This window comes from Endozoicomonas sp. ALB091, assembly GCF_049310265.1.
Taxonomy (GTDB): Bacteria; Pseudomonadota; Gammaproteobacteria; order Pseudomonadales; family Endozoicomonadaceae; genus Endozoicomonas.
The window spans coordinates 152,076-172,556 of record NZ_JBLYNQ010000010.1 but is presented as its reverse complement, the minus strand read 5'-3'; the positions used below and the strand labels follow the sequence as shown (position 1 = coordinate 172,556).

The following is a 20,481-nucleotide window of genomic DNA, read 5'->3' as shown; positions in this document are numbered from 1 at the left end:
GATATGTTCACGGATAACAAGATCAAGTACGACCAGCTTAACGAAGCGGCCCGTCAGTACGACCTTGGTTACGGCTTCAAGCAGGATGAGATGAAGCTGGCGGCGCAGAATCAGGCATTTAACCAGGCATTCAACCAGGCGCAGCAGCGGTGGCAGAACGGGTTGGTACAGAAATACGACAATAACGGCAAATGGAATTACAGCGAGTCGTTTGGATACGAGTATTAATTCACGGAGGAACACCATGTATATCGGATCGGATGGCAGAGTCTATCAGAACAAATTCGAGTCACTGGGCCATGGCACCAAAATGCCCGGTTACGCTGAAGAACAGCACGCCATCAACCAGCGCCTTGGCGAACTGGCCAGACGGCAGCAGGAATACAATGGGCAAGAGCAGCAACAGGCATTGACCCAGCAATCCATCGACAAGAACGATACCGACCTGTTCTATGACCGCCAGCGCCAGCACGACGAACTGGTCAACCGCCAGTACGGGATCGGTCAGACCGGCAGGCAGTCACCCGCGCCGCCAGCACCGCAGGGCAGTCAGGCCGGTTATGGTATGCCCATGGAGAGAAAGGAAACGGTGGTCAGCCCACTGACGCAGGATGCCGGTAAGCTGAACCGGATGCTGCAAAAGTACCATCAGGGGCAGGACCCACGGGATGCAGAGGATGCTATTAAGTTTATCAACCAGCACCCCGGTATTAAGGCCGGTAACGTATCCTCCATCCAAATAAACCACAGCGACCGCAACGAAGACCCGCTGGTCAGCCTGCTCAGTGACAATGGTGATCCGGTCAAGCAGTTCTATCTCAGCTCCCTGTCCAACCTGAACAACTTTGCCGGTCAACGGCAGCAAACCTACGACCCCGGCAGTAAGGGCGTCAGCGATGTCAGCAAATTGATGGAGCAACTTATGCCCATGGCTGAAGCCATGGCTACCCAGTCACTGGCCGGTCAGAACCTGAAACCGGACGAACTGTCCATGCTCAAGCCTCCCGCCGTCAGAGCCGCACTGGACCAGTTGATGAAGCCCTACCAGCCCAGCAACCCCGGTTATCAGAATGGACCAACGCAATACCAGAACGATAACCCGGACTTTGACCTGTTTGGTCCCAGAGGGGCAGAGGCTGAAACCCAGGGCCAGGACTACCGGCAGCGTATTGATGACCTCACCGCAGCCCCACCACCACCCATCGGCACACCTGCAACAGCAGCACCGAAACAGGGCAACGGTTATGGCTTCGGTGGCAACAGTATGCTGCCCGGAAGCTGGCGAAAGTACCTGCCCCAGAACAACCCCAACCACCGCTAATAAACCTCTGCCCACTGCCCACTGCCAACTGCCCACTAATCTTCACGGACGACCCTATGAACTGGCACGATTTTATTGCGACGCCCGCCTACCAGCAGGCCAATGACGCCGAACGGGAGCAACAGCGCCAGCAGTACTGGCAGCAGCATATTGCCCCCCATGTACCGGATGAACACTACGTAGACGCCTACCTCCAGTTTAACCAGCGCACCAGGCCACGGGGCAACCCGGACAGCGGTGTGCTCGGTGATATGGGCGATGCCTTTTTGCACGGTGCTTATCAGGGCTCTGCCGATCTGGTGTCCGGTGTTGACCGGGTGTTTGGTGGCAATGGTCAGAATGCCCCGGCTAACTGGCTGCGGAAAAAGGCCGAACAGCAGATTGATGATATGTCCCCCTCTGCCGGTCAGGCATTGCAGGGGTTTAATATTGGCACCCAACCTGATGGCCGTTTTGGTTTCAGTGACCAGAGTACGTGGGCCGGTGCCGGTCTGGGTATTGTCTCCGGTCTGGGTTCCCTGATCCCCTCCATGATCCCCGGTGGTGCCGTAGGCCGGGGCTTGAGTCTGGGAGGCAAGGCGCTGGCCGGTGTCGGCAACAAGGCACTGACCGCCGGTGCAGGCAGGGCCGCCAGCGTGGGAACACTGGCCGAAGCCCGTGGCGTACAGGGACTCGCCAATACCATCGACAAGATAGGCAATCATACCGGCTATGGACTGACCGGCGGTGCCATGATCGGTGGATCTGCGGCAGAAGGCGCAAAAAATACCATCCTGAATCTCGGCTATGAGGACCTGAAAGACAATCCCCGGTTCCAGGAACTGTATCAGCAGACCTATGAACAGGCCGGGGGCGGTGATACCCGTGAGCCTTTTGAGCAGGCCAAGGCACTGCTGGCTGAAGAAGCGGCACAGGCTGCTTTCCTGCCGGGCGCAGGGGTTGGGGCATTGTCCATGGGCATCGGTGGTCCTGCCCTGGAAAACGTCATCCTGAAAACCGCTGGCACCCGTGGCACCAATGCCCTGAAAGGGTTGCTGACTGAAGGAACCCAGGAGTTCGGTGAAGGCTACGGCCAGCAGATGGCCGAAAACTATGGCCAGCAGCAGGCCGGTCAGACTGTTGGCCTGACCGATAATGCCCTGGGGCAGGCCTTGACCGGTATGGTCATCGGTGGTCCGGTGGGTGGTCTGGTGGGTGGCCTTGGCCGGGTACGGAACCCGGAACAGGTCAGTGCCACTCAGGAAAAACTGAACGACTTAATGAGTCAGCACCAGACCCTGCAAGACCAGATGCAGGAGCCCAACGCCGACCAGACCATGCTGGCAGAGCAACTGCGGCAGAACTCGATCGCCATTGCCAATCTGGAGAGCTGGTTGCAGCATCATGGCGAGCAGGTGCCGCAGGCCGAAGCCGAAGCACAGGCCGCACCGGAAGGCTGGGCAGATCATCACCAGAGCTATACGGACCCATTGACCGGGCAGTACCACCCGCCTGATCCGAAGGTGGATATGCCGACAGGGTGGGATGACCATAACCCGAATGATCCTCCTGGTGGTGGCGGTGTGTCCGACAACCCGAATGCAGGGCCGCAGGACTTTAGTCATTACGACCAGCCAGCCTATGGACGCAGGCAAGCCCGTCAGAGTCAGCCACAACAAGAGCAACAGCCACCGTTGCTTGGAACGGAAAACGCCATTTATGTCGAACCCAACAGTCCGGCCCAGCGAGGCGAAACCACCTTTACCGGCCCTGGCTTTGAGCAGCAGACCAATGCGCCCTACCGGCCAGAATCACAACCGGCACCACAACCCGCACAACAGCCACCGCAGCAACTGGGCTATTCGCCCACCGACTTTACCGGCAACCGCCATGGCAACGTATCGGCCAATCCTGATCAAGCACAGCAGGACAGCCAGCAGCGCCGTGCTGATCAGATCGACAAGGCCCCCAGCCAGCACCCTGGCTCCCCGGAGTACACCGGCGACCCCGATCAGGACCTGACCCGCTACACCGAACGGATGAACAGCCTGAACCGCCTGTTCCGTTCGTTCAACTGGCGCAAAGGGGATACCGGCAAGAAGCGCCGCGTCCGCAGACTGATCGAGAACCAGCGCAATCTGGAAATGAAAGCCCGTAAAGGTGGCCGGGGCTTTACGCCGACCTCCATGCAAGAGGCATTGGCCAACCTGAAGGCCATGGTAGAAAGCGGGGAAGGTATCCGTTTTGAACGGGAAGTGCAGGCCATCGAGGCTCGCCAGCGGCAGGAAGGGATGCGACTCACTCCGCAGCAGAAGTCGGGGACGCCCTCTGGAAAAAAGCCGGTACTGGGCAAGGCCGACGAAACGGTGATGGCCGATGAACGGGAAGTCAGCACGCAGTATGCCCTCTATGAACAGTCCGACCTGATCACCAGTCATAACGACACCGGCAGGGTCAACCCGGACTACCCGGCAGAACTGCAACCGAGGGATCGGGCAAGGCAGGCCAGTGAAACCCAGATCCGGGGCATTGCCAGCAAGCTGAACCCGAAGAAACTCGGCGCTAACCCGCTGGCCAGCAGTGGCGCGCCGATCATCGGCAGTGACCGGGTGGTGGAAAGCGGCAATGGCCGGGTATCTGCGATCCGCAAGGCATACCGCCTTTATGGGGACCGGGCTGAAGCCTACCGCCAGTACCTGAAGGACAACGCCGAGGCCTTTGGCCTGAAGCCGGAGGCTATTGACGGCTTCAAAGAACCGGTACTGGTGCGCCAACGTCAGGGCAAGCTCGATACCGAAGACCGGGTATCCTTTACCAAGGAGGCCAATAAGCCCGAAACCGCTACGATGTCCCCGGCGGAAAAAGCCAAGCTGGACGCCAGCCGTATTACCCAGGAAGACCTTAACCACTTCGATACCGATGGCACGGGCGACTTGCTGCACCGCAGTAATGACACCTTTCTTGCCCGGTTCGCTGACCGGCTCGGTGACGAATCCGCAGAGCTGAAGACCAGAGAGGGTCACTGGAATAAACAGATGCGCGACCGGGTGGAGTCGGCCCTGTTTATGAAAGCCTACGATGATGAACGGTTGAACAGCCTATTTGCCGAGGACGACAAACCGGAACTGAAGAACCTGATCAAGTCGCTGGCTATGGCGGCACCGCATTTTGCCAGGGCCAAGGGTATAGATCCTGAGCTCGGTGGCTATGGTGTTATTGATTCACTGGTGGAAGCCAGCCGTATCCTGCAAGACAGCCGCAACCGTGGCCAGTCGGTGGACGAGATTCTGGACCAGCGTTCCCTGCTGGACAGTTTTAGCCCGGAAACGGAACTGTTCGCCCGCTGGCTCGATGCCAACCTGAACAAGTCAAAGCAGGTGGGGCAGGCACTCTCTGAGCTGGCCAGCCAGATTGAGCAGTACCTCCAGAAGCAGGGGCAGGCCGGTGGGGATATGTTTGGCAGCGAAGAGGCTACGCTGAATAATCTGATCGAGCAGACCAACCAACAACTGGAGAGAGACTATGGCGACAAGAGCACTCCGATCAAGGACCCGAAACAGGCCAAACAAACCGGACCTGTTCAAGATGCTGAAGGCAGCAACGGAAAAGGTGAACCGGGAGAACCCGCAGGGCGAGCAACTGAGTCTGCCAGAGAAGCCCAAAGGGATGAAGTAGACGACCTGCTGGATGCCGTTGATGATGGCACCCTGGACAGCGACGAATGGACGGACGATGACTTTGCGGGGATTGAGGAAGGCAAAGGCAAATACAACAGCCGCAATGCACCCCACTATTCGGTGCCTGGGATCAAGAGTCTGAGTGGTGCGGAACGGGCGGCCGTCAAGCGGTATCTGGATGGACGGGAGGATAAGGCCGGTATTGTCGCGCGGTTGAAAAAGCTGGCCGATACGCCGTGGGCAAGGAAGACCGTGCAGTCCATATTGATCCGGCAGACCATTGATGATCTGGTGGGTTGCTTGGAAACCTGGGCAAAATCCGATCTGCGCTACGGGCATCTGTTGACTCCAGAGCAGAAGAAGCAGATGCAGAGCAGCAAGGGACAAGATACTGAAGGCACAATCCGACTTCGACAAATTGATGAACCAGGGGGCAGATACCAAGCCGGAGAAAACGAACAACAAAGCGGAGTAGAAGAACGCAAGCGCCGTGGCAAAAAATCGAATCTGGAAGACGCCGGTCAGAAAGACCTGTTCGCCTCCCCTGATCTGACCGGTGAAGAACGCAAACAGCAGATCATCGAGAACCAACGTGTTCTGGTTAAGCACGTTGAAACCGGCACCATAAGGGCTGGCACCGACACCATCCACACCCACGACGACCTTGCCCACTTCATCGCCCCGATCCGCAAGCTGGCGCAGGAGGAAATGTACGCCATTGTGCTCGATGGCAACGACAAGGTGATCAATATCATCAAGCACAGCAAGGGGCAGAAGGCCTCTGCCTCCGTGTCGCCCTGGACACTGGCCGGTGCAGTGGTCGCCACACCGGATGCCAAAAGCGTCTGGTTTGCCCATAACCATCCGTCCGGTGATCCTGAGCCAAGTACCTCCGATGTGCATATTACCCACAGCCTGAACGAGGTGCTGGACGGCAGTGGCGTAATAAATATGGGTCATGCTGTGGTGGGGATCACCGGCCACGCCAGGATTATGGATGCCGATGGCACGGTGCAGACGGGAACGGTGGCACCTAAGCGCATGGCGCGCAATAAAGCATTCCCGATTACCGAACGGCGACTGCGCTTTAACCGGCCTCACATTAATTTCAGCTCACCGGAAACGGTGCGCCCCTTTCTGGATACGATCAGTGGCAATGCCGTGGTGTTGCTGGACAGCAAATACAATGTCACCGGCGTCCTGCCATTGTCGGACAGCGACCTGAAGACCCTGCGACACCCCACGGACAATCCTGCGGCTGCCCGGATTATGACGTCACTGGACAGCACCAACAGTTCGTCGGTCATCCTGAAAAGCAGTGGTTCGCCACTGGCCATGAAAGGCACCCGGAACCTGATCAACTTTTTCAACCGGGGCGACCGGATTAATGTGCTGGATCACTTTACCGGCAAGGAGGGTGATTACCAGTCAGCCGCTGAACAAGGCTTCCCCGACCTGAACGAGGGAGGCTCCTTCTACGCCCTGCGCAAAGACACCAACGCCAAAGGCATCCAGTCCGGTCCCCTGCGGCTGAAGCTGAAGCCGATGGAGCAGAAACTGGGTCAGGCCATTCATGTATTGCAGTCTGAAACCGAACTGCCCTCACACCTTTACCAGACAGTCATCAGCGACAAGGCACAAGGCCGGGTGCGGGGCCTGTTTGACCCGGACTCGGGCGATACCTACCTGATCGCTGCCAACCTGGACAATGTGGGCGAGGCAACCCGTACCGTCCTCCATGAACTGGTAGGCCATAAAGGCGTCCGTGGTCTGCTGGGCAAGCGGCTGGATACCGTGCTCGATGAAATCCACCGGGATATGAGCGACCGGCTGAAGCAGGCACTGGCCAAACGCTACGCCCGGCAGATGGAAGGCAAGAGCGAAGTGGAAGCCAACCGGATCGTTGCCGAGGAATACCTGGCACACCTGGCGGAGAAAGACCCGAAAAACGGCCTGTTGACCAAAGTGGTCAGCATGATCCGCAATGCCCTGCGCCGGTTGTTCCCCAACATCAAGTGGACCGATGCCGATGCAGTGGAGCTGCTCAGTGCTGCCCGTGGGCATCTGAAGCGAAATGGCAGCTTTAATCCCAACGGTCCGAAAGGCAACCGCTATAACGATGCTGGCCGTGCGCCCACTTTTTACTCTGCCGTAGAGCGCAGTGCCGCCGCAGTGAAGTCGGACAAGCTGCCTGCCCAGAGCTGGCTGAATGCCATCAAGAAAGGCGACTTTGTTCAGGATGAGGAGATCAGATGGCTGGGTCTGGATCTATGGCTCGATAGCAAGCAAGGAGAAAAGCTCAGTAAATCTGATGTACTGTCGTTTATCCGCGAGAATGAGGTCAGCATCGCAGAAGACCTGGCGACTTCAAATACCGCAGCCAATGAAGAAGAGCTGGAAGAGCGTCTGGATGATATGCGTCGACGGTTTATTAATGAGCGTATCGGCGATTATGAGCACGGTTACCATCTGGATGAAATAGAAAACGCCCTGAACACTGCCAGGGAGGTGCTATGGGACAGCGAATATGAATACAACACGAACTGAAAGATCGCTACGAGCACGAAGCCCTGGACGACCATGAGATAGAAAGCCTGCTGGATGAGGACGGCAATCTTATTGAATCTGCTCTCCATGAAGAAGCCACCTGGAGAGCCAATAACAGCCTCGAAAATACCGACAGCAAAGAGCTGGTCACCGATCACGTCAGCTATCAGGAAAAAGAAGAAGCGGCACTGGCCGTCTGGGAAGATGAGCGGGAAAGTGATGCCCGGGATGATCTGGAGGCTGAGCTTCGTGATGAGGCCGGTGTCCGTTACCGGGAGTACACCATGGCCGGTGGCGAAGACTACTCCGAACTGATTCTTACCCTGGAAGACAACCGCACGATTATTCCCTCAGACCCTGACCAGAGAAACCGGAACCCGCTGACTCATGTACGCTTCAAGTCGTTTAATCAAAATATTCATGGGCGAAACGAGAAGATCCTGTTTATTGATGAGGTGCAAAGCGACTGGCATCAGGACGGGCGGGCTATCGGCTATCAGACTCCGGAAGCTGCGAGGCAACATGAGCAACATGGGAACCGGATCGCAGAATTGAAAAAAGAGAAGGCCAAAAAGACCGATGAAGAACAGGCCGTGGTCACCCGGCTTTACCAGGCCAAAGACAAACGGGATGAACTGTACGAACGGCTGTCGGATGAAGAAGGTTGGAATGACTGGGGTGATGAAGAACTCAGGGAAACACTGCAAACCGAAATCGATCAGACCATCAGCACCATTGAGGAACTGACCCATCACAAGGCCCGGTTACTGGATGAACTGAAAGCGCTGGAGCAAGAACTCCAGTCTCTCCATAGCGGCAAGGCACCCAATATTCACCGTATGGTGCCCGACGCTCCGCTGAAAGAGAACTGGCCCAACCTGATTATGAAACGGATGATCCGCCATGCTGCTGAACAAGGCTTTGACCGGATCGCCTGGACCAGTGCCATGCAACAGGTGGAACGGTATCCCGGTCTGGGTCAGGTGGTTCGGGAATTGCGGGTATATCCCCGGCTGAATAAAGAAGGCGTCGTGCAAGGTTTTGAGCTGGAAGCTAAAGACCGCAATGGAGTCACCCGCAGTATGGTGGCACCCGAGTCGTCACTGGCAGACTAAGTAGTTGGCCAAATGGAATCGTATATTTCTGGCTAAGTGGGCAGTTACTATGCAAGGCGCAACGTAGGGAGCATAGCCGTAGCTATGTGACCGGAGTTGCAACGCCGCAGAGTGACTGCCCACTTAGTCAGAAATATATGATTTCATTTGGTTAACTACTTATATCGGGCATCGTCTGGCGGAGCAGGCCCGGGAAAAAACCAGAGACGTTTATGAAACGCTGAAACAGGAGCGCAGCCAGTGGTCAGCAGAGCAGGATGCTGACGATGAGCAGAAACGCTGGTTTCTTCGGGCTGCCAATGGCGATGCCCTATACACCCAGGATGATGAGTTTCTGTATTTCAACTCCGAAGCTGAGGCGATTCACCAGATTGATCAGACGGTATTTGCCGAGCATAGCGAAGAGTTCACCCTGGAAGGTATGAATGAAGTGGTGGGTAAGGATGGCAAGGGTATGCGTGAGTTCTACGACAAGCGCCTTGCCAATTACATGAAGAAATACACCAGGAAATGGGGAGCGAAGCTGGAACCCATTGAGATGGCGTTCCATCAGGAAAAGTATCCCTATGATAATAAGCAGGACAAGGTGTGGTCCGTGACCGTCACCGACAAAATGCGCGACTCGGTACTGAAGGATGGCCAGCCGCTCTTTTCCCTGAAAGATGACCCCCAGGGATGGGGGAAATCCCACCAAGCGCTGGGAGCGCGACTGGGACAAAAAGATCAGAAGCCCGACAACTCCCCCCGCTATGCCCTGAAAGATATACCCGACGATGTGCTGTCAGTGATCAAAGATATCCATGGCGGTATCAATCCAAAAAGTAAGCTGGACCGGCTAAAAGAGCAGTGGGATTCCCGCACCCTGGTTGAACATATCCAGCGGTGGCAGGTAGAAGCCAATCAGGGAATATTGAACCGTTTTGCCATTGTTGAGCACAATGAAAAACAGTTGAATGATGGCAAGTTGCTGGATGCTGCCCTGTCCGCCAGCAAAGCAGCGTACCTGAGCCGGAACTCGGACAGTGTCACAGAAGCGGTGCTGTTTAAAGGCACGCCGATGCTGAAAGACGGCAGTGTGATAATAAAGCCCAACAGCCAGGGGATTGTGGAGGTGTTTACCCCGGTGGCCGAGCGGGGCGAACTGGAAACCCAGGAGGTCTGGGCAGGCAGTATCCGGGCGAGGCGGATTATCGATGAAGACAAGGCCGCCAGAGCCAAAGGCAATCAGTTGCTGGTCCGGGGGCAGGCCATGAAAGAGACTCTGGATGCCATTGCTCCAGATGAGTATCAAGGAGGGCGCTCTGCCTGGAACCGTGATCGCAAGCAGATGGAGAAAGACCTGAAACTGGGTAAGGATCTGAATCAGCAGAGCAGGGAGAATCTGTACGACGAACAGAAGATAAAAACCATCCAGAACTGGGTAGACACTCAGCCGCAGCTGAAAGCCCGGTTCAATAAAGTAAAAGACAGCTATCAGGCTCACAATAAAGACCTGCTGGACTTTATGGAGGCTGCCGGTCTGCTGAATAAGGACGTTCGCAAACTGTTTGAAACCGACGACTACCTGCCCTTCCATCGGGTACATGACCTGGAAGCGAAGGAGCAGGATGGAGGTCGCATCAAAAGAGGATTATCCGGTCAGAAGTCAGGAATCCGGAAACTCACCGGTGGCGTCGAAAAGATCGCACCACTGGAAGCGATGGTTCGTAATACCCGAGCGATGATCGATGCCGCTTTCAAGAACATTGCCCAACAGCGCATTGTGGAGGATGGGGTGCGCCTGGGTGCGTTGGAAAAGGTGGAAGCTGCTTTCACCATGACTGATCAGGAAGTGGTTGAACGACTGCGGGATATGGAGCTGGATACCAACCTGACACCGACCCAAATGCGTCGCTGGAAGGCCCTGTTAAGCGCCTATGTGGAACCGGGCAATGGCGTGGTCAGCGTATCGGTTAACGGTAAGCTGGAATATTATCAGACCAAAGACCCACTGTTGTATGCCGCCATTCAGGATCTGGGCGCACCGGCCCATAACGCCTTTGAGAAGCTGATTGGGTTCCCTCGCAAGGTGCTCACCACAGGGGTAACCTCACTGCCGGATTTTTGGCTGCGCAACCTGTTCAGGGATACCCTGTCCACGGCGGTGCATATTGCCCCGGAGGTAAATGGCAAACCAATGAAGCTGAATCCGGTGGCCGGTGCGGTCAGAGGTTTCCGAAAGTCATTAAAGGAAGATGAAACCCGTTGGGCGCTGGCCATGGGTGGCGGCATGAGCGGCAGCGGCTATTACACCATCAATTCGGATAATGTCCGCAAAAAACTGTCACCGGAAGAGCGGAAGCGAATCATTAACCGCCCCGGACAGTTGTGGGATTTGTGGAAAGGGTTCGGTTCCCGTTTTGAAAACGCCAACCGGTTGCACGTCTATGAGCGTGCCATCGAACAGGGCGGTTCCACTGCCGAAGCAGCCTTCCAGTCTCTGGATGTATTGAACTTCACCCGCAGCGGCCAGTGGCCATTGATCCGGTTTATGGTGAACTCCATTCCGTTCTTTAACTCTCTGTTGCAGGGAGTTAACCGGCTGTGGCGGGGCATCAAGCCGGGTAATACCTGGGATTTGTCGTCATTTTCCGGTCCGGTGATTTTCCGTGGCCTGCTTTATGGCATGGCCGCCTGGGCATTGATGAAAAACTACGAGGATGATGACCGATACAAAGAACTGACCAATGATGACAAGCTGGGGTATCACCACTTCTGGATCGGTGAAGGCAAGGAGGGCCATTACCGGATACCCAAGCCCTTCGAAGTGGGTGCCATCTTTGCCACCCTGCCGGAGATTATCACCCAGAGCCTGGATGGCCATGAGGATATGAAGTGGACCAGGGATATGATGTACGGGCTGGTGATGAATATCTTTAATCTTGACCCCATCCCGCAAATCATCAAGCCAATCTGGGAAGTGTCCGAAAACAGGGACCGCTTCCGTGACCGGCCCATTCTCCCCATGCGCTTGCAGGACCTGAAGCCAGAGGCACAGTACGATCCTTACACCAGCGACACCCTGAAAGAGCTGGTGCAGTGGATACCAGAAGAAGCGCCGGACTGGATGCGTTCCCCCAAAAAGCTGGAGCATCTGATCAGGGGCTATTTCGGGTCGCTGAGCAGTTATACCCTGATGGCCGCCGATGCCATAACCCGAAAAGCAACGGGTGCCGCCGACAAACCAACACCCACTCTGCAAGACAACCCATTACTGGGCAGCTTTGTGCGAGACAAAGTGGCCAAACGTAACCGTTACACCGATGAACTGCACGAGATGACGGTGGACATTAACGAGATCGCCAACAGCATCAAACGCTACCAGGAATCCGGCGAAGGCCAGCGAGCCAAAGATCAGGAGCAGTCTGCCGCCGCAAAGCTGAAGCATAAAGCAGGACTCCAGAAGGCGAGTCGGGAGATAAACAAGCTGAGAAAAGAAGTGCGCCGGGTGATGGAAGACCGGTCGATGAACTCTGAAACTAAACGGCAACAACTGAATACTCTGCACGAGCGGATCAACCAGTTATCAATGAATGCGGTCAAGCGTTACCAGCAACCCTTTCACTGATCAGCCTGTTTTTTCTCCTGCTCTTCGGATGCCTGATCGCGAGTACCTTTGACGGAGGTCATCACCGCCTCAGACTCATCCCGTGAGAGCTGCAGAACATGAAAGAGGAGAGAAACCAGCTGAGAGACCTTGGCGAGCCAAATGTTCCTTTTGTTCATAATATCCGACCTTCACCACCCCTTGGTAACATTTTGATTTTAAACGATTAAATATCGTGCCAACCATATATTCGAATAGAATATATGGTTCAAAATCAGATGATTACGTTATTTTGGTGGTGAAAGTGGGTAATATACGTCCATTTATTGTAATTGTAATTATTGGCCGTGTAAGAAGTGTAAAATATGGGTATCGGCTGCATCCTGCCAAACAAATACCACTGTAAACTGTTCGATGGTACTATTTTATGCCTATGCAACTAGACATTGAGTGTCGTTCAAAAAAGCGTTACCCGACTATTCCTGAAAATGTCTGGGTGGGCGGTAGCGTCGTTGCGGATCAGGAAAGTGTTGCAATGTTTTTTTGATTTAAGGCATTGGGTAGGACAAGCATAAAGCCGATTTTTTCTGGTCAAGAAAATGTAGTGTGTAAAAACCAAGACCCCATCGTTTTCCCAATGGTTCAGGTAATTAAAATGAACGACACCCATAGTAAAGTTATCGGTTATGTACTTTGGATTTTCGGTTTTCTTGGCGCTCACCGCTTTTATTATGGCAAACCGGTAACAGGGACTATCTGGTTGTTCACCCTTGGTCTCTTTGGCATAGGCTGGCTGATCGATCTTTTCCTTATCCCGGCCATGGATCGGGAAGCGGATTTTCGTTTCCATAGTGGCCAGTATGATTACTCTGTTACATGGATCTTGCTGGCATTCCTTGGTGTATTCGGCGTTCACCGTATGTACCTGGGGAAATGGATATCGGGAATTTTGTATCTGTTTACCATTGGCTTTCTTGGCCTTGGTGTTATTTACGATTTTTGGACGTTAAACGACCAGATCTCGATTAAAAACAGTGCGAATAGTTCTGCATCAGAAAACTGAAAAAGTGGGTTGAAAATTTTAGGGCAAGAATTTAGAGGCAGGTTTTTAATCTTGGATTCGTTCAAGATTCAAGACTCGACCCCGGTTTCTGCGGTTTCTGCAGTAAAAGTTAGTTCGTATATACAGAAAATCAACTGAATGGTTAATCTGTTGTTTTGAATGAAAATAAAGCAATCTTTAATCACACGGGTTGCTTGACCGAAAAATATACGAATTACAAAATACGAATCAGAAGATATAGCCTATAGAATGCAGAACGTTATGTAAGTCCCGCTGTATGGGGGGGTATCGGCTGGTACGTATATCGAATCTACAGTACTGATTTCCAACCATTATAGGTAGCACTGCCTGCAAGCATATCTGGTGTCATGCAACCTGAAAAAACCTTTCACCACTTCAGGCATTTTTTGTAGTGCTCGCATCTTGCTACGAACAAAACTTGTGAACTCATCTTTGGTCTTCAAAGCGACTTTTCCCAGCTTTTCTTTGAGCTGATTCCAGACCTGTTCATCAGGATTTAACTCCGGAGAATAGCTTGGCAGTATGTGCAGCCCAAGCAGCTTCGGCTCTTGTTCTACATAAGCTTTCGTATATTTTGCCCGGTGTGCAGGATGACCATCTGTGATTATGATCACTGGCTTGTCAACACTTCGGACCAATGACTTCAGATAGTCAACAAACATAAAGCGATCCATTTTCCCGGTAAATGTCCGGTATCTCAGGATACCTTCTGAACTCACTACAGAAACAATGTTCAACCTGTGTCTGGAGCCTGTTGTTTTTACAACTGGAGTTAGTCCTTTTACGCCCCATGTCCTGCCACGATGGCACTCAGATTTTGCTGTAGATTCATCCAGAAAGAAGATGATTGCATCTTGTTCTTCTGCTTGCCGAAGTATCGCGGGATAACGCTCATCAAGCCATTCTTCTATTTTTTTATCCTGTTCCCAAGCCCCCCAGCGAGGCTTTTGGGGCGAGAAACCCAAGCGTTTTAACAGTTTGCGAACACCGCCAGGTACATACTTGACCTGAAAAGTCTTTTCAATGAGTGCTGCTATGATCTGGCATGTCCACAATGTAGTTTGGTAGCCATAATCAATAGGTGTTCGGGTTCTCAGAAGTAGCTTTAGCTGTTGCTCCTGAACGGCTGACAGTCTTGGCTTGGGGCCAGTTTTACCTGTACGGGTTTTCAGGCCGTCCCAGCCACGCTGTTTGTATCGGTCTATCCATTGATAGACTATTTTTCTTGAGGTTCCATACTTGTGAGCAAGATTTGTAGGACTCATACCTGCATTCCAGTCCTTTATTGCTTTGAATCGAATTTCTTCCCTGATGGAGTCTGAAAGCCTGCGACCGTCAATATTATTCATTACTGCCTCATTTATGGAGGTATGAAGGTATGAAGGCGAGAATAATATCATACGACGGTAGTTACCTATAATAGGTACAAATCAATATGTTATGCGAAACTGATTCGTGTAAACGACTGTTATGTGGTTCATCAAATGCAGCATCAACAAAAATAAAATATGAAGCAATTCGTTAGTAAAAATGTAATCTTATTTTTTGCTTGGCTTCTGTCGACCTATTGTACAGTTCAGTTCCATAATCACTATATTGATGATATTGAAACTCCGTTTGTACTTATCGGTATTATACTTTTTCCATTGGCTGCCATAATTACGTTAATAGCAGATATAAAAATACAGGTAAGCGCTTATTTAAGGACGTCTTCAAAACCCATCATCTGTCTGCCACGCTAACCCCTGTTTTAAAAACAGGAGCGAGCCGTGAATCAAAAACAACCAAACCGCCGCACTTCTGAACAGTGGCAAGGCCTCATCGATCAACAGCGGGAAAGCGGCATCAGCCAGAAAGCCTTTTGCCTTTCGCGCAATATCTGCCTGTCAACCTTCACATTGTGGAAGCGCAAACTAAGGCAGGCAACCGAAAGGCCTGATCAACCAGCACAACCAGACCCTGACTGGTTCGAATTTAAAACTGATTTTCACAACACACCATCAGACCTGCCTCCATGGGAAATTGAACTCGAATTACCCGGTGGTGTAACCCTGCGTATGCGGCGTTGATCATGTTTTTTCCTGAATCACAGGTGCGGGTCTGGCTTTATAACCGCCCCACCGATATGAGGAAGTCATACAACGGCCTGGTTGCTCTGGTGAAAAATACCCTTGAGGAAGACCCGTTGAGTGGGCAGTTGTTCGTCTTTATCAATCGTCGCCGAAACCAGTGCAAGGTGCTGTACTTTGAACGTAGCGGTTACTGCATCTGGAGTAAACGACTGGAGCAGGGTCAGTTTCACTCCCACGCCGGTCAGGCGGTTAAACAACTGCTGGCATTGACCGACCTGAAGCTGATCATTGACGGTATTGATACCCGTTCTATCCGCTATCACAAACGTTATGTAAAACCTGATACATCGAACAGCAAAACCTCTGAGTAGTAGCTACATTCAAAGGCTATGAATCTACCTGTCCCTGTCAATCAACTCTGTCACCTGCAGCTGCTCCAGCAGTCGCAGGCGCTGTTGCAGGAACACATATCCGCGAATAAACACCTTAAGCAGGAAAACGAGTCCCTCAAACATCAGCTGGCCTGGTTTAAACAACAGCTGTTCGGTGAAAAATCGGAAAAGAGACTGATAGTAAACCCGGACCAGCTGGCTCTCGGGGAGATCCTCAAAGACATTGAGCATCCATAGATTCCGGAAACAGAAATCATCACCTATGAGCGCAGAAAGAAGCACAGGCCAGATGACTGTGTTACCGATCAGGGATTGCGCTTCACCGAAGGTGTACCTGTTGAACTGATTCATATTCCTGCTCCTGAAATGCAGGGTGAAGACGCCGACCAGTATGAAATCATTGATCATAAATATACCCATCGTCTGGCGCAGCGTCCGGGCAGTTACGTTATTCTGAAATACCAGAGGGACGTCGTTCGCCACAAGGCAGACCAAACCCTGAGCACGGCGGCAGCCCCCTCCGGCCTGTTTGACCGCAGCTTTGCCGATGTGAGCTTTATAGCTGGCCTGCTGGTTGAGAAATACCGCTACCACCTGCCGCTTTACCGTCAACATCAGAGACTGGAAGCCAGCGGTATCACCGTCAGTCGTGGCACGCTGACCAATCTGGAGCAGCGTGCTGGCCAGTTGTTACAACCTGTCGCCCATGAAGTACTGAACAGCTGCCTTGAAAGTCACACCCTGGCACTGGATGAAACACCCTCAAAAGCTGGGCTGAAATGTAAGGGTAAAATGAAAAAAGGCTACTTCTGGTGCTTTTATGGCGACCACGAAGAAATAGCCTTTATCTACTCCGACAGCCGCTCCTGTGATGTGGTTGAGCCTTACCTGAAAGAATTTGAAGGGGTATTACTCACAGATGGCTACCCCGGCTACGCTAGCCTTTGCTCGAAATACCCAAAGATCACTCATGCCGAGTGCTGGACACACAGCCGACGTTATTTCGTCAAGTCAGAAAAAGCGGAACCCGAAGCGACCAAAGAAGCCCTGAAACAGATCGGCGCACTGTACAAGGTTGAAGATGACATCCGTCGTCAGGGGTTGGAAGGCGACGCACTGCGTGATTATCGCCAACAAAAAGCCAAACCCCTGGTTGACCAGTTCTTTGAGTGGAACCGGGAGCAGCTGAGACGGCTTGACCTGGTTCCCAGCAACCCTCTGAGCAAGGCACTGGGCTATGTTCACAAGCGGGAAAAAGAGCTTCAGGTTTACCTGAACGATCCAACGGTAGCGATAGACACCAATCATCTTGAACGTGGCCTTCGTTGCATCCCGATGGGAAGAAAGAACTGGATGTTCTGCTGGACGGAAGAAGGCGCAGACAATGTTGCCGTGTTCCAGACGCTGATCACCAGCTGCCAGCTGGCGGGCATCGATCCCTACAAATACCTGGTTGATGTTCTCCAACGCATCAGCCTCCACCCGGCCCGTGATATCAGGGAATTGATACCGCGACTCTGGAAAGAGAAATTCGGGGCCAATCCATTAAAAGCCGATCTCGACAAGTAGGGGGAGTCTGCCCCCTGTTTGGTCGCTTACTTCAGAGCACATCATCAGGCTGGCTGGTAGAGCATATAAAGGTTCCATACAAATATGAGTACGCAATCCAAGCTGCAAAACAGAGAAACCGCATGGATTGGGCTGTAGCCTTAGAGTTCGGAAGAATCGCCATGTAACAAGAGCATCCAGCGGACGGCGCTAGAAGCGCCGCCGCTTATGCAGGCGTTAGCTACTAAATCAACATCACACAAAACTTCGATAGACATGAATAAAAAATGGTTTGAAGATGTAACCCTTCAGGGAAATGAAGTAGAACTCTTCCCTTTAGAAAAGAAACATGCAGATGATTTGGTAAACGCTGCTTGCGATGGAAATTTATGGGAACTTTGGTTTACGGGAGTTCCAAACAGTGAAACTGTTGATTTGTACATTGACTTTGCACTTTCAGAAAAAGGCAAAGGCCGATCCTTGCCATTTGTGATATATCACAAGCTAAAAAATAAGATCATAGGTTCTACTCGCTACTGTAATGCAGACTTAGAAAACAAACGCCTTGAAATTGGTTATACATGGTATGCCAAATCTTTCCAGAAAACGGCTGTAAATACAGAATGTAAGTTATTACTTCTTCAACACGCTTTTGAAATCCTTGATTCAATTGCTGTCGAGTTTCGCACTCATTGGCACAATCAAGCTTCTCATGCAGCAATCTCTCGTCTGGGAGCAAAGCAGGATGGTGTTCTGAGAAATCACATTAAAGATAAAGATGGTTGCTATCGTGATACAGTAATTTTCTCAATCATTGACCATGAATGGCCAGTGGTTAAAAAAAGCCTTAAATACAAATTGTCATACAATACGCAGCTAACAAGAGCATCCAGCGGACGGCGCTAGACGCACCACCGCTTATGCAGGCGTTATGCGGCCAATTTACTTAGGAGGAAGTAATGAATAATGTTTGGAAGGTTGATGTTAAAAACAAAAAAATTTTACCATGTGATGAAGTCTTTAAATCAATCAAATGGCATAAATCAGTATTTAAGGGATATGGAGAAGGAATAATTGATTGCGGCGGTTCTAAAGAGCTTTCTGATTTGTCAGCTTGGAATGAAACAAAAAATATCCATGGGTTTATAAAACAAGATCCAAATCTTTTTTTTAATACTCCCTCAGCAATCTGGTGTTATACGGGGAAAGTTGGAGAGGCTGCTGATTTCATCGGGTTCAGAGATGACTCAGTATTGGTTGGGGAAATCAAATGGCAAGAAGGTTGGTCAAAAAGACTTTCAGAGCAAGTGCCTCGCTATATTAGCAAACAACAATGGCTAGGAGATACCAGTAACAAACATTTGGAAGTTTATGTATCATCACCACAAACAGCTTCAAAAGATTTAATTACCAATCTTTCCTACTTAAATTCATCACAATGGAAAAGTTTAAAGATATATTTTGGGTTTATGCAATTGGGCTGGCTTGAAGAGGATAATAAATCATATTTTTTCAGAGTGATTTGGATGCCGGGTGATAGTTGGATAGGAAAGAATTTTGATAGAATGGAAGAAATTGGAATTCATTGAAACTCAATGATTATCACCGTATAACAAAAGCATCCAGCGGACGGTGCTAAACGCGCCGCCGCTTATGCAGGCGTTAGCCTACCCAAGCCAGCAACAACGAAAGCTGGTATTATTTTTCTTTTGTCTTGAAGATATATTGAGGAAAAAATGCATTTAGCTATATCTTGGGATATAAGTGCTCAAAACCCACAATGGGATCAGCTGAATAATCAGATGCTGGCTGTTTTATCGCCATATTCATGGGTGAGACCATTGTCAACTTTTTATGTTGTCCGAGTAAATGGAGAAGTAGATCGACATAATATTTTTAATGGTTTAACTGCGGTTGCTCAAAGCTCAACAATGAATCAAATTAATTTTCTTATAAGCCCTTTAATGTCTGCTGGGCGATATGATGGATTCTTGCCCCAAGATGCTTGGGTAAATATAAATGAGAGAACATCGTGATAGATAATATAAATGAAAACAAACATGATGATCTCACTGATCGCCAATCGAGCCTGCCAAATTCCTCGAACCCATTAGCAAGTGCTTCCAATATAACTGTTACCGTTCCAGAATCAGTTGGGGTAAAGTTAGTCGATGCAAGTACACTTGGAGATTATGAAATCTGGTCATTGCTTACCTCAATTCTAAGTTCTGCAGTAGTTGGTTTTTTTGTTGCGTTTATGTAGGCTGAGCAAATTAACAAGAGTTTGTATTTTGCTGTGACAGCAGTATTTATTATTCTTATGGTTATCAGCGCTTTCATGGTGTAGGTCAAAAGAAAAAAACTTTCAAACAATACTAAAACCTTAAAGTTTTCAGTTGGCGAACAAGTAGCGAGAGAGTAGGCTAAATCGGGTAAGGGCTGGTCTTTCTCCAACCCTCCCCACAGCACCCGGCATGCGGGTCCGCACCGGGCGGTTCAACGATGATGGTGAAACCTGATCCATAAGTCTTTCAATGAAACAAGCCCAATTTTCGCAAGGTAACTGTTATTCAGTGCCTGCTGTACCGCATAGGTTTTACTCAGACGGTAATACCCTTTGCTGCTGGCTGCGATCTTGGCGGCGTTCACTTTATCAACGCCTAACCTGACCAGATTCTTAAAACGGGTTTTCGGCTTGCGCCATTGCTTCAGAAAGCAGCAACGGATTCGCCGACGTATCCATTGATCCAGCAGGGGAATTGGTCGGTAATATTCCGATAACCGGAAATACCCCATCCAACCCCGGATATATTGCGCCAGTTTGCGTAACCGATGTTGCATTGAGACACCCCAGCGACGACTGGTCAACTTGAGTATCCTGTATTTGAATCGGTCCAGACACTTCTGGGCCCAGCGAACTTTCTTCCCTGTGAAGGTGAAACTCAGGAATTCGCTTTCTGTTGCTTTCACAACCTTCTCATCATAAAGAGCTTTTCCGGGAGTTAATCTTCAGTTTCAATTTGCGTTCAATGAATTGGGTAATGCTGTGCATCACCCGATCCCCTGCACGCTGACTTTTGACGAGAATAACGAAGTCATCACACTCTCTTACAAAAGAGCCTTGCAAAGCAATGACCCCGATATTCAAGCTCCTTGTCAA

Annotated in this window: 17 protein-coding genes; 14 read left to right on the top strand and 3 right to left on the bottom strand. The window is 51.2% G+C overall.

Features of this window, described 5'->3' with window-relative positions; genetic code table 11:
- The 5 genes from ACO6UX_RS23395 to ACO6UX_RS23375 all read left to right on the top strand — a co-directional run.
- A partial coding sequence (locus tag ACO6UX_RS23395; protein ID WP_422450703.1) for a hypothetical protein occupies nucleotides 1-228 on the top strand: 228 nt, incomplete at its 5' end.
- A gap of 16 nt (nucleotides 229-244) precedes the next feature.
- Nucleotides 245-1,321 carry a hypothetical protein gene (locus ACO6UX_RS23390; protein ID WP_422450702.1) on the top strand — a complete coding sequence of 359 codons (1,077 nt, stop codon included), beginning with the start codon at nucleotides 245-247 and terminating at the stop codon, nucleotides 1,319-1,321.
- 56 nt (nucleotides 1,322-1,377) lie between these two features.
- A complete protein-coding gene (locus ACO6UX_RS23385; RefSeq protein WP_422450701.1) occupies nucleotides 1,378-7,524 on the top strand; it encodes a JAB domain-containing protein in 6,147 nt (2,048 codons plus the stop codon).
- A gap of 284 nt (nucleotides 7,525-7,808) precedes the next feature.
- Nucleotides 7,809-8,639 carry a hypothetical protein gene (locus tag ACO6UX_RS23380; protein ID WP_422450700.1) on the top strand — a complete coding sequence of 277 codons (831 nt, stop codon included), beginning with the start codon at nucleotides 7,809-7,811 and terminating at the stop codon, nucleotides 8,637-8,639.
- 421 nt (nucleotides 8,640-9,060) lie between these two features.
- Entirely contained in the window at nucleotides 9,061-12,246 is a 3,186-nt protein-coding gene (locus ACO6UX_RS23375; protein WP_422450699.1) for an LPD38 domain-containing protein, read from the top strand.
- Here the strand turns inward: ACO6UX_RS23375 and ACO6UX_RS23370 are convergent.
- Complete coding sequence (locus ACO6UX_RS23370) at nucleotides 12,240-12,404, bottom strand: hypothetical protein (protein ID WP_422450698.1); 165 nt, start codon at nucleotides 12,402-12,404, stop codon at nucleotides 12,240-12,242. The two genes, ACO6UX_RS23375 and ACO6UX_RS23370, sit on opposite strands and share 7 nt — an antisense overlap.
- A gap of 476 nt (nucleotides 12,405-12,880) precedes the next feature.
- Between ACO6UX_RS23370 and ACO6UX_RS23365 the strand changes: the two genes are divergently transcribed.
- Nucleotides 12,881-13,288 carry an NINE protein gene (locus ACO6UX_RS23365; protein ID WP_422450697.1) on the top strand — a complete coding sequence of 136 codons (408 nt, stop codon included), beginning with the start codon at nucleotides 12,881-12,883 and terminating at the stop codon, nucleotides 13,286-13,288.
- Nucleotides 13,289-13,620: 332 nt separating this feature from the next.
- Here ACO6UX_RS23365 and ACO6UX_RS23360 read toward each other — a convergent pair whose 3' ends face one another.
- Nucleotides 13,621-14,658 (bottom strand): IS630 family transposase, encoded by a 1,038-nt coding sequence (locus ACO6UX_RS23360; RefSeq protein WP_422450696.1) that lies wholly within the window; start codon nucleotides 14,656-14,658, stop codon nucleotides 13,621-13,623.
- Nucleotides 14,659-15,078: 420 nt separating this feature from the next.
- Between ACO6UX_RS23360 and tnpA the strand changes: the two genes are divergently transcribed.
- The 8 genes from tnpA (at nucleotide 15,079) to ACO6UX_RS23320 (ending at nucleotide 19,584) form a co-directional block, all read left to right on the top strand.
- The gene (tnpA, locus tag ACO6UX_RS23355; RefSeq protein ID WP_422444696.1) at nucleotides 15,079-15,378 is read left to right on the top strand and encodes an IS66 family insertion sequence element accessory protein TnpA; all 300 of its coding nucleotides are present in this window, start codon (nucleotides 15,079-15,081) and stop codon (nucleotides 15,376-15,378) included.
- Between the two features lie 2 nt (nucleotides 15,379-15,380).
- Nucleotides 15,381-15,752: an IS66 family insertion sequence element accessory protein TnpB gene (gene tnpB / locus ACO6UX_RS23350; protein WP_101745392.1), complete on the top strand. Its 372-nt coding sequence runs from the start codon at nucleotides 15,381-15,383 to the stop codon at nucleotides 15,750-15,752.
- Between the two features lie 18 nt (nucleotides 15,753-15,770).
- Entirely contained in the window at nucleotides 15,771-16,010 is a 240-nt protein-coding gene (locus ACO6UX_RS23345) for a transposase domain-containing protein (protein WP_422450695.1), read from the top strand.
- A 129-nt stretch (nucleotides 16,011-16,139) separates the two neighbouring features.
- On the top strand, nucleotides 16,140-17,342 hold the full coding sequence (gene tnpC, locus ACO6UX_RS23340) for an IS66 family transposase (protein ID WP_422450705.1): 1,203 nt from the start codon (nucleotides 16,140-16,142) through the stop codon (nucleotides 17,340-17,342).
- A gap of 207 nt (nucleotides 17,343-17,549) precedes the next feature.
- On the top strand, nucleotides 17,550-18,227 hold the full coding sequence (locus ACO6UX_RS23335; RefSeq protein WP_422450694.1) for a GNAT family N-acetyltransferase: 678 nt from the start codon (nucleotides 17,550-17,552) through the stop codon (nucleotides 18,225-18,227).
- Nucleotides 18,228-18,280: 53 nt separating this feature from the next.
- Entirely contained in the window at nucleotides 18,281-18,910 is a 630-nt protein-coding gene (locus ACO6UX_RS23330) for a hypothetical protein (protein ID WP_422450693.1), read from the top strand.
- Nucleotides 18,911-19,057: 147 nt separating this feature from the next.
- Entirely contained in the window at nucleotides 19,058-19,357 is a 300-nt protein-coding gene (locus ACO6UX_RS23325) for a hypothetical protein (RefSeq protein WP_422450692.1), read from the top strand.
- A complete protein-coding gene (locus ACO6UX_RS23320; protein ID WP_422450691.1) occupies nucleotides 19,354-19,584 on the top strand; it encodes a hypothetical protein in 231 nt (76 codons plus the stop codon). The genes ACO6UX_RS23325 and ACO6UX_RS23320 overlap by 4 nt, the downstream gene beginning before the upstream one ends.
- A gap of 233 nt (nucleotides 19,585-19,817) precedes the next feature.
- On the opposite strand, the gene ACO6UX_RS23315 is transcribed toward ACO6UX_RS23320, so the two are convergent.
- The gene (locus ACO6UX_RS23315; RefSeq protein WP_101749239.1) at nucleotides 19,818-20,291 is read right to left on the bottom strand and encodes a group II intron maturase-specific domain-containing protein; all 474 of its coding nucleotides are present in this window, start codon (nucleotides 20,289-20,291) and stop codon (nucleotides 19,818-19,820) included.
- Nucleotides 20,292-20,481: the final 190 nt, after the last annotated feature.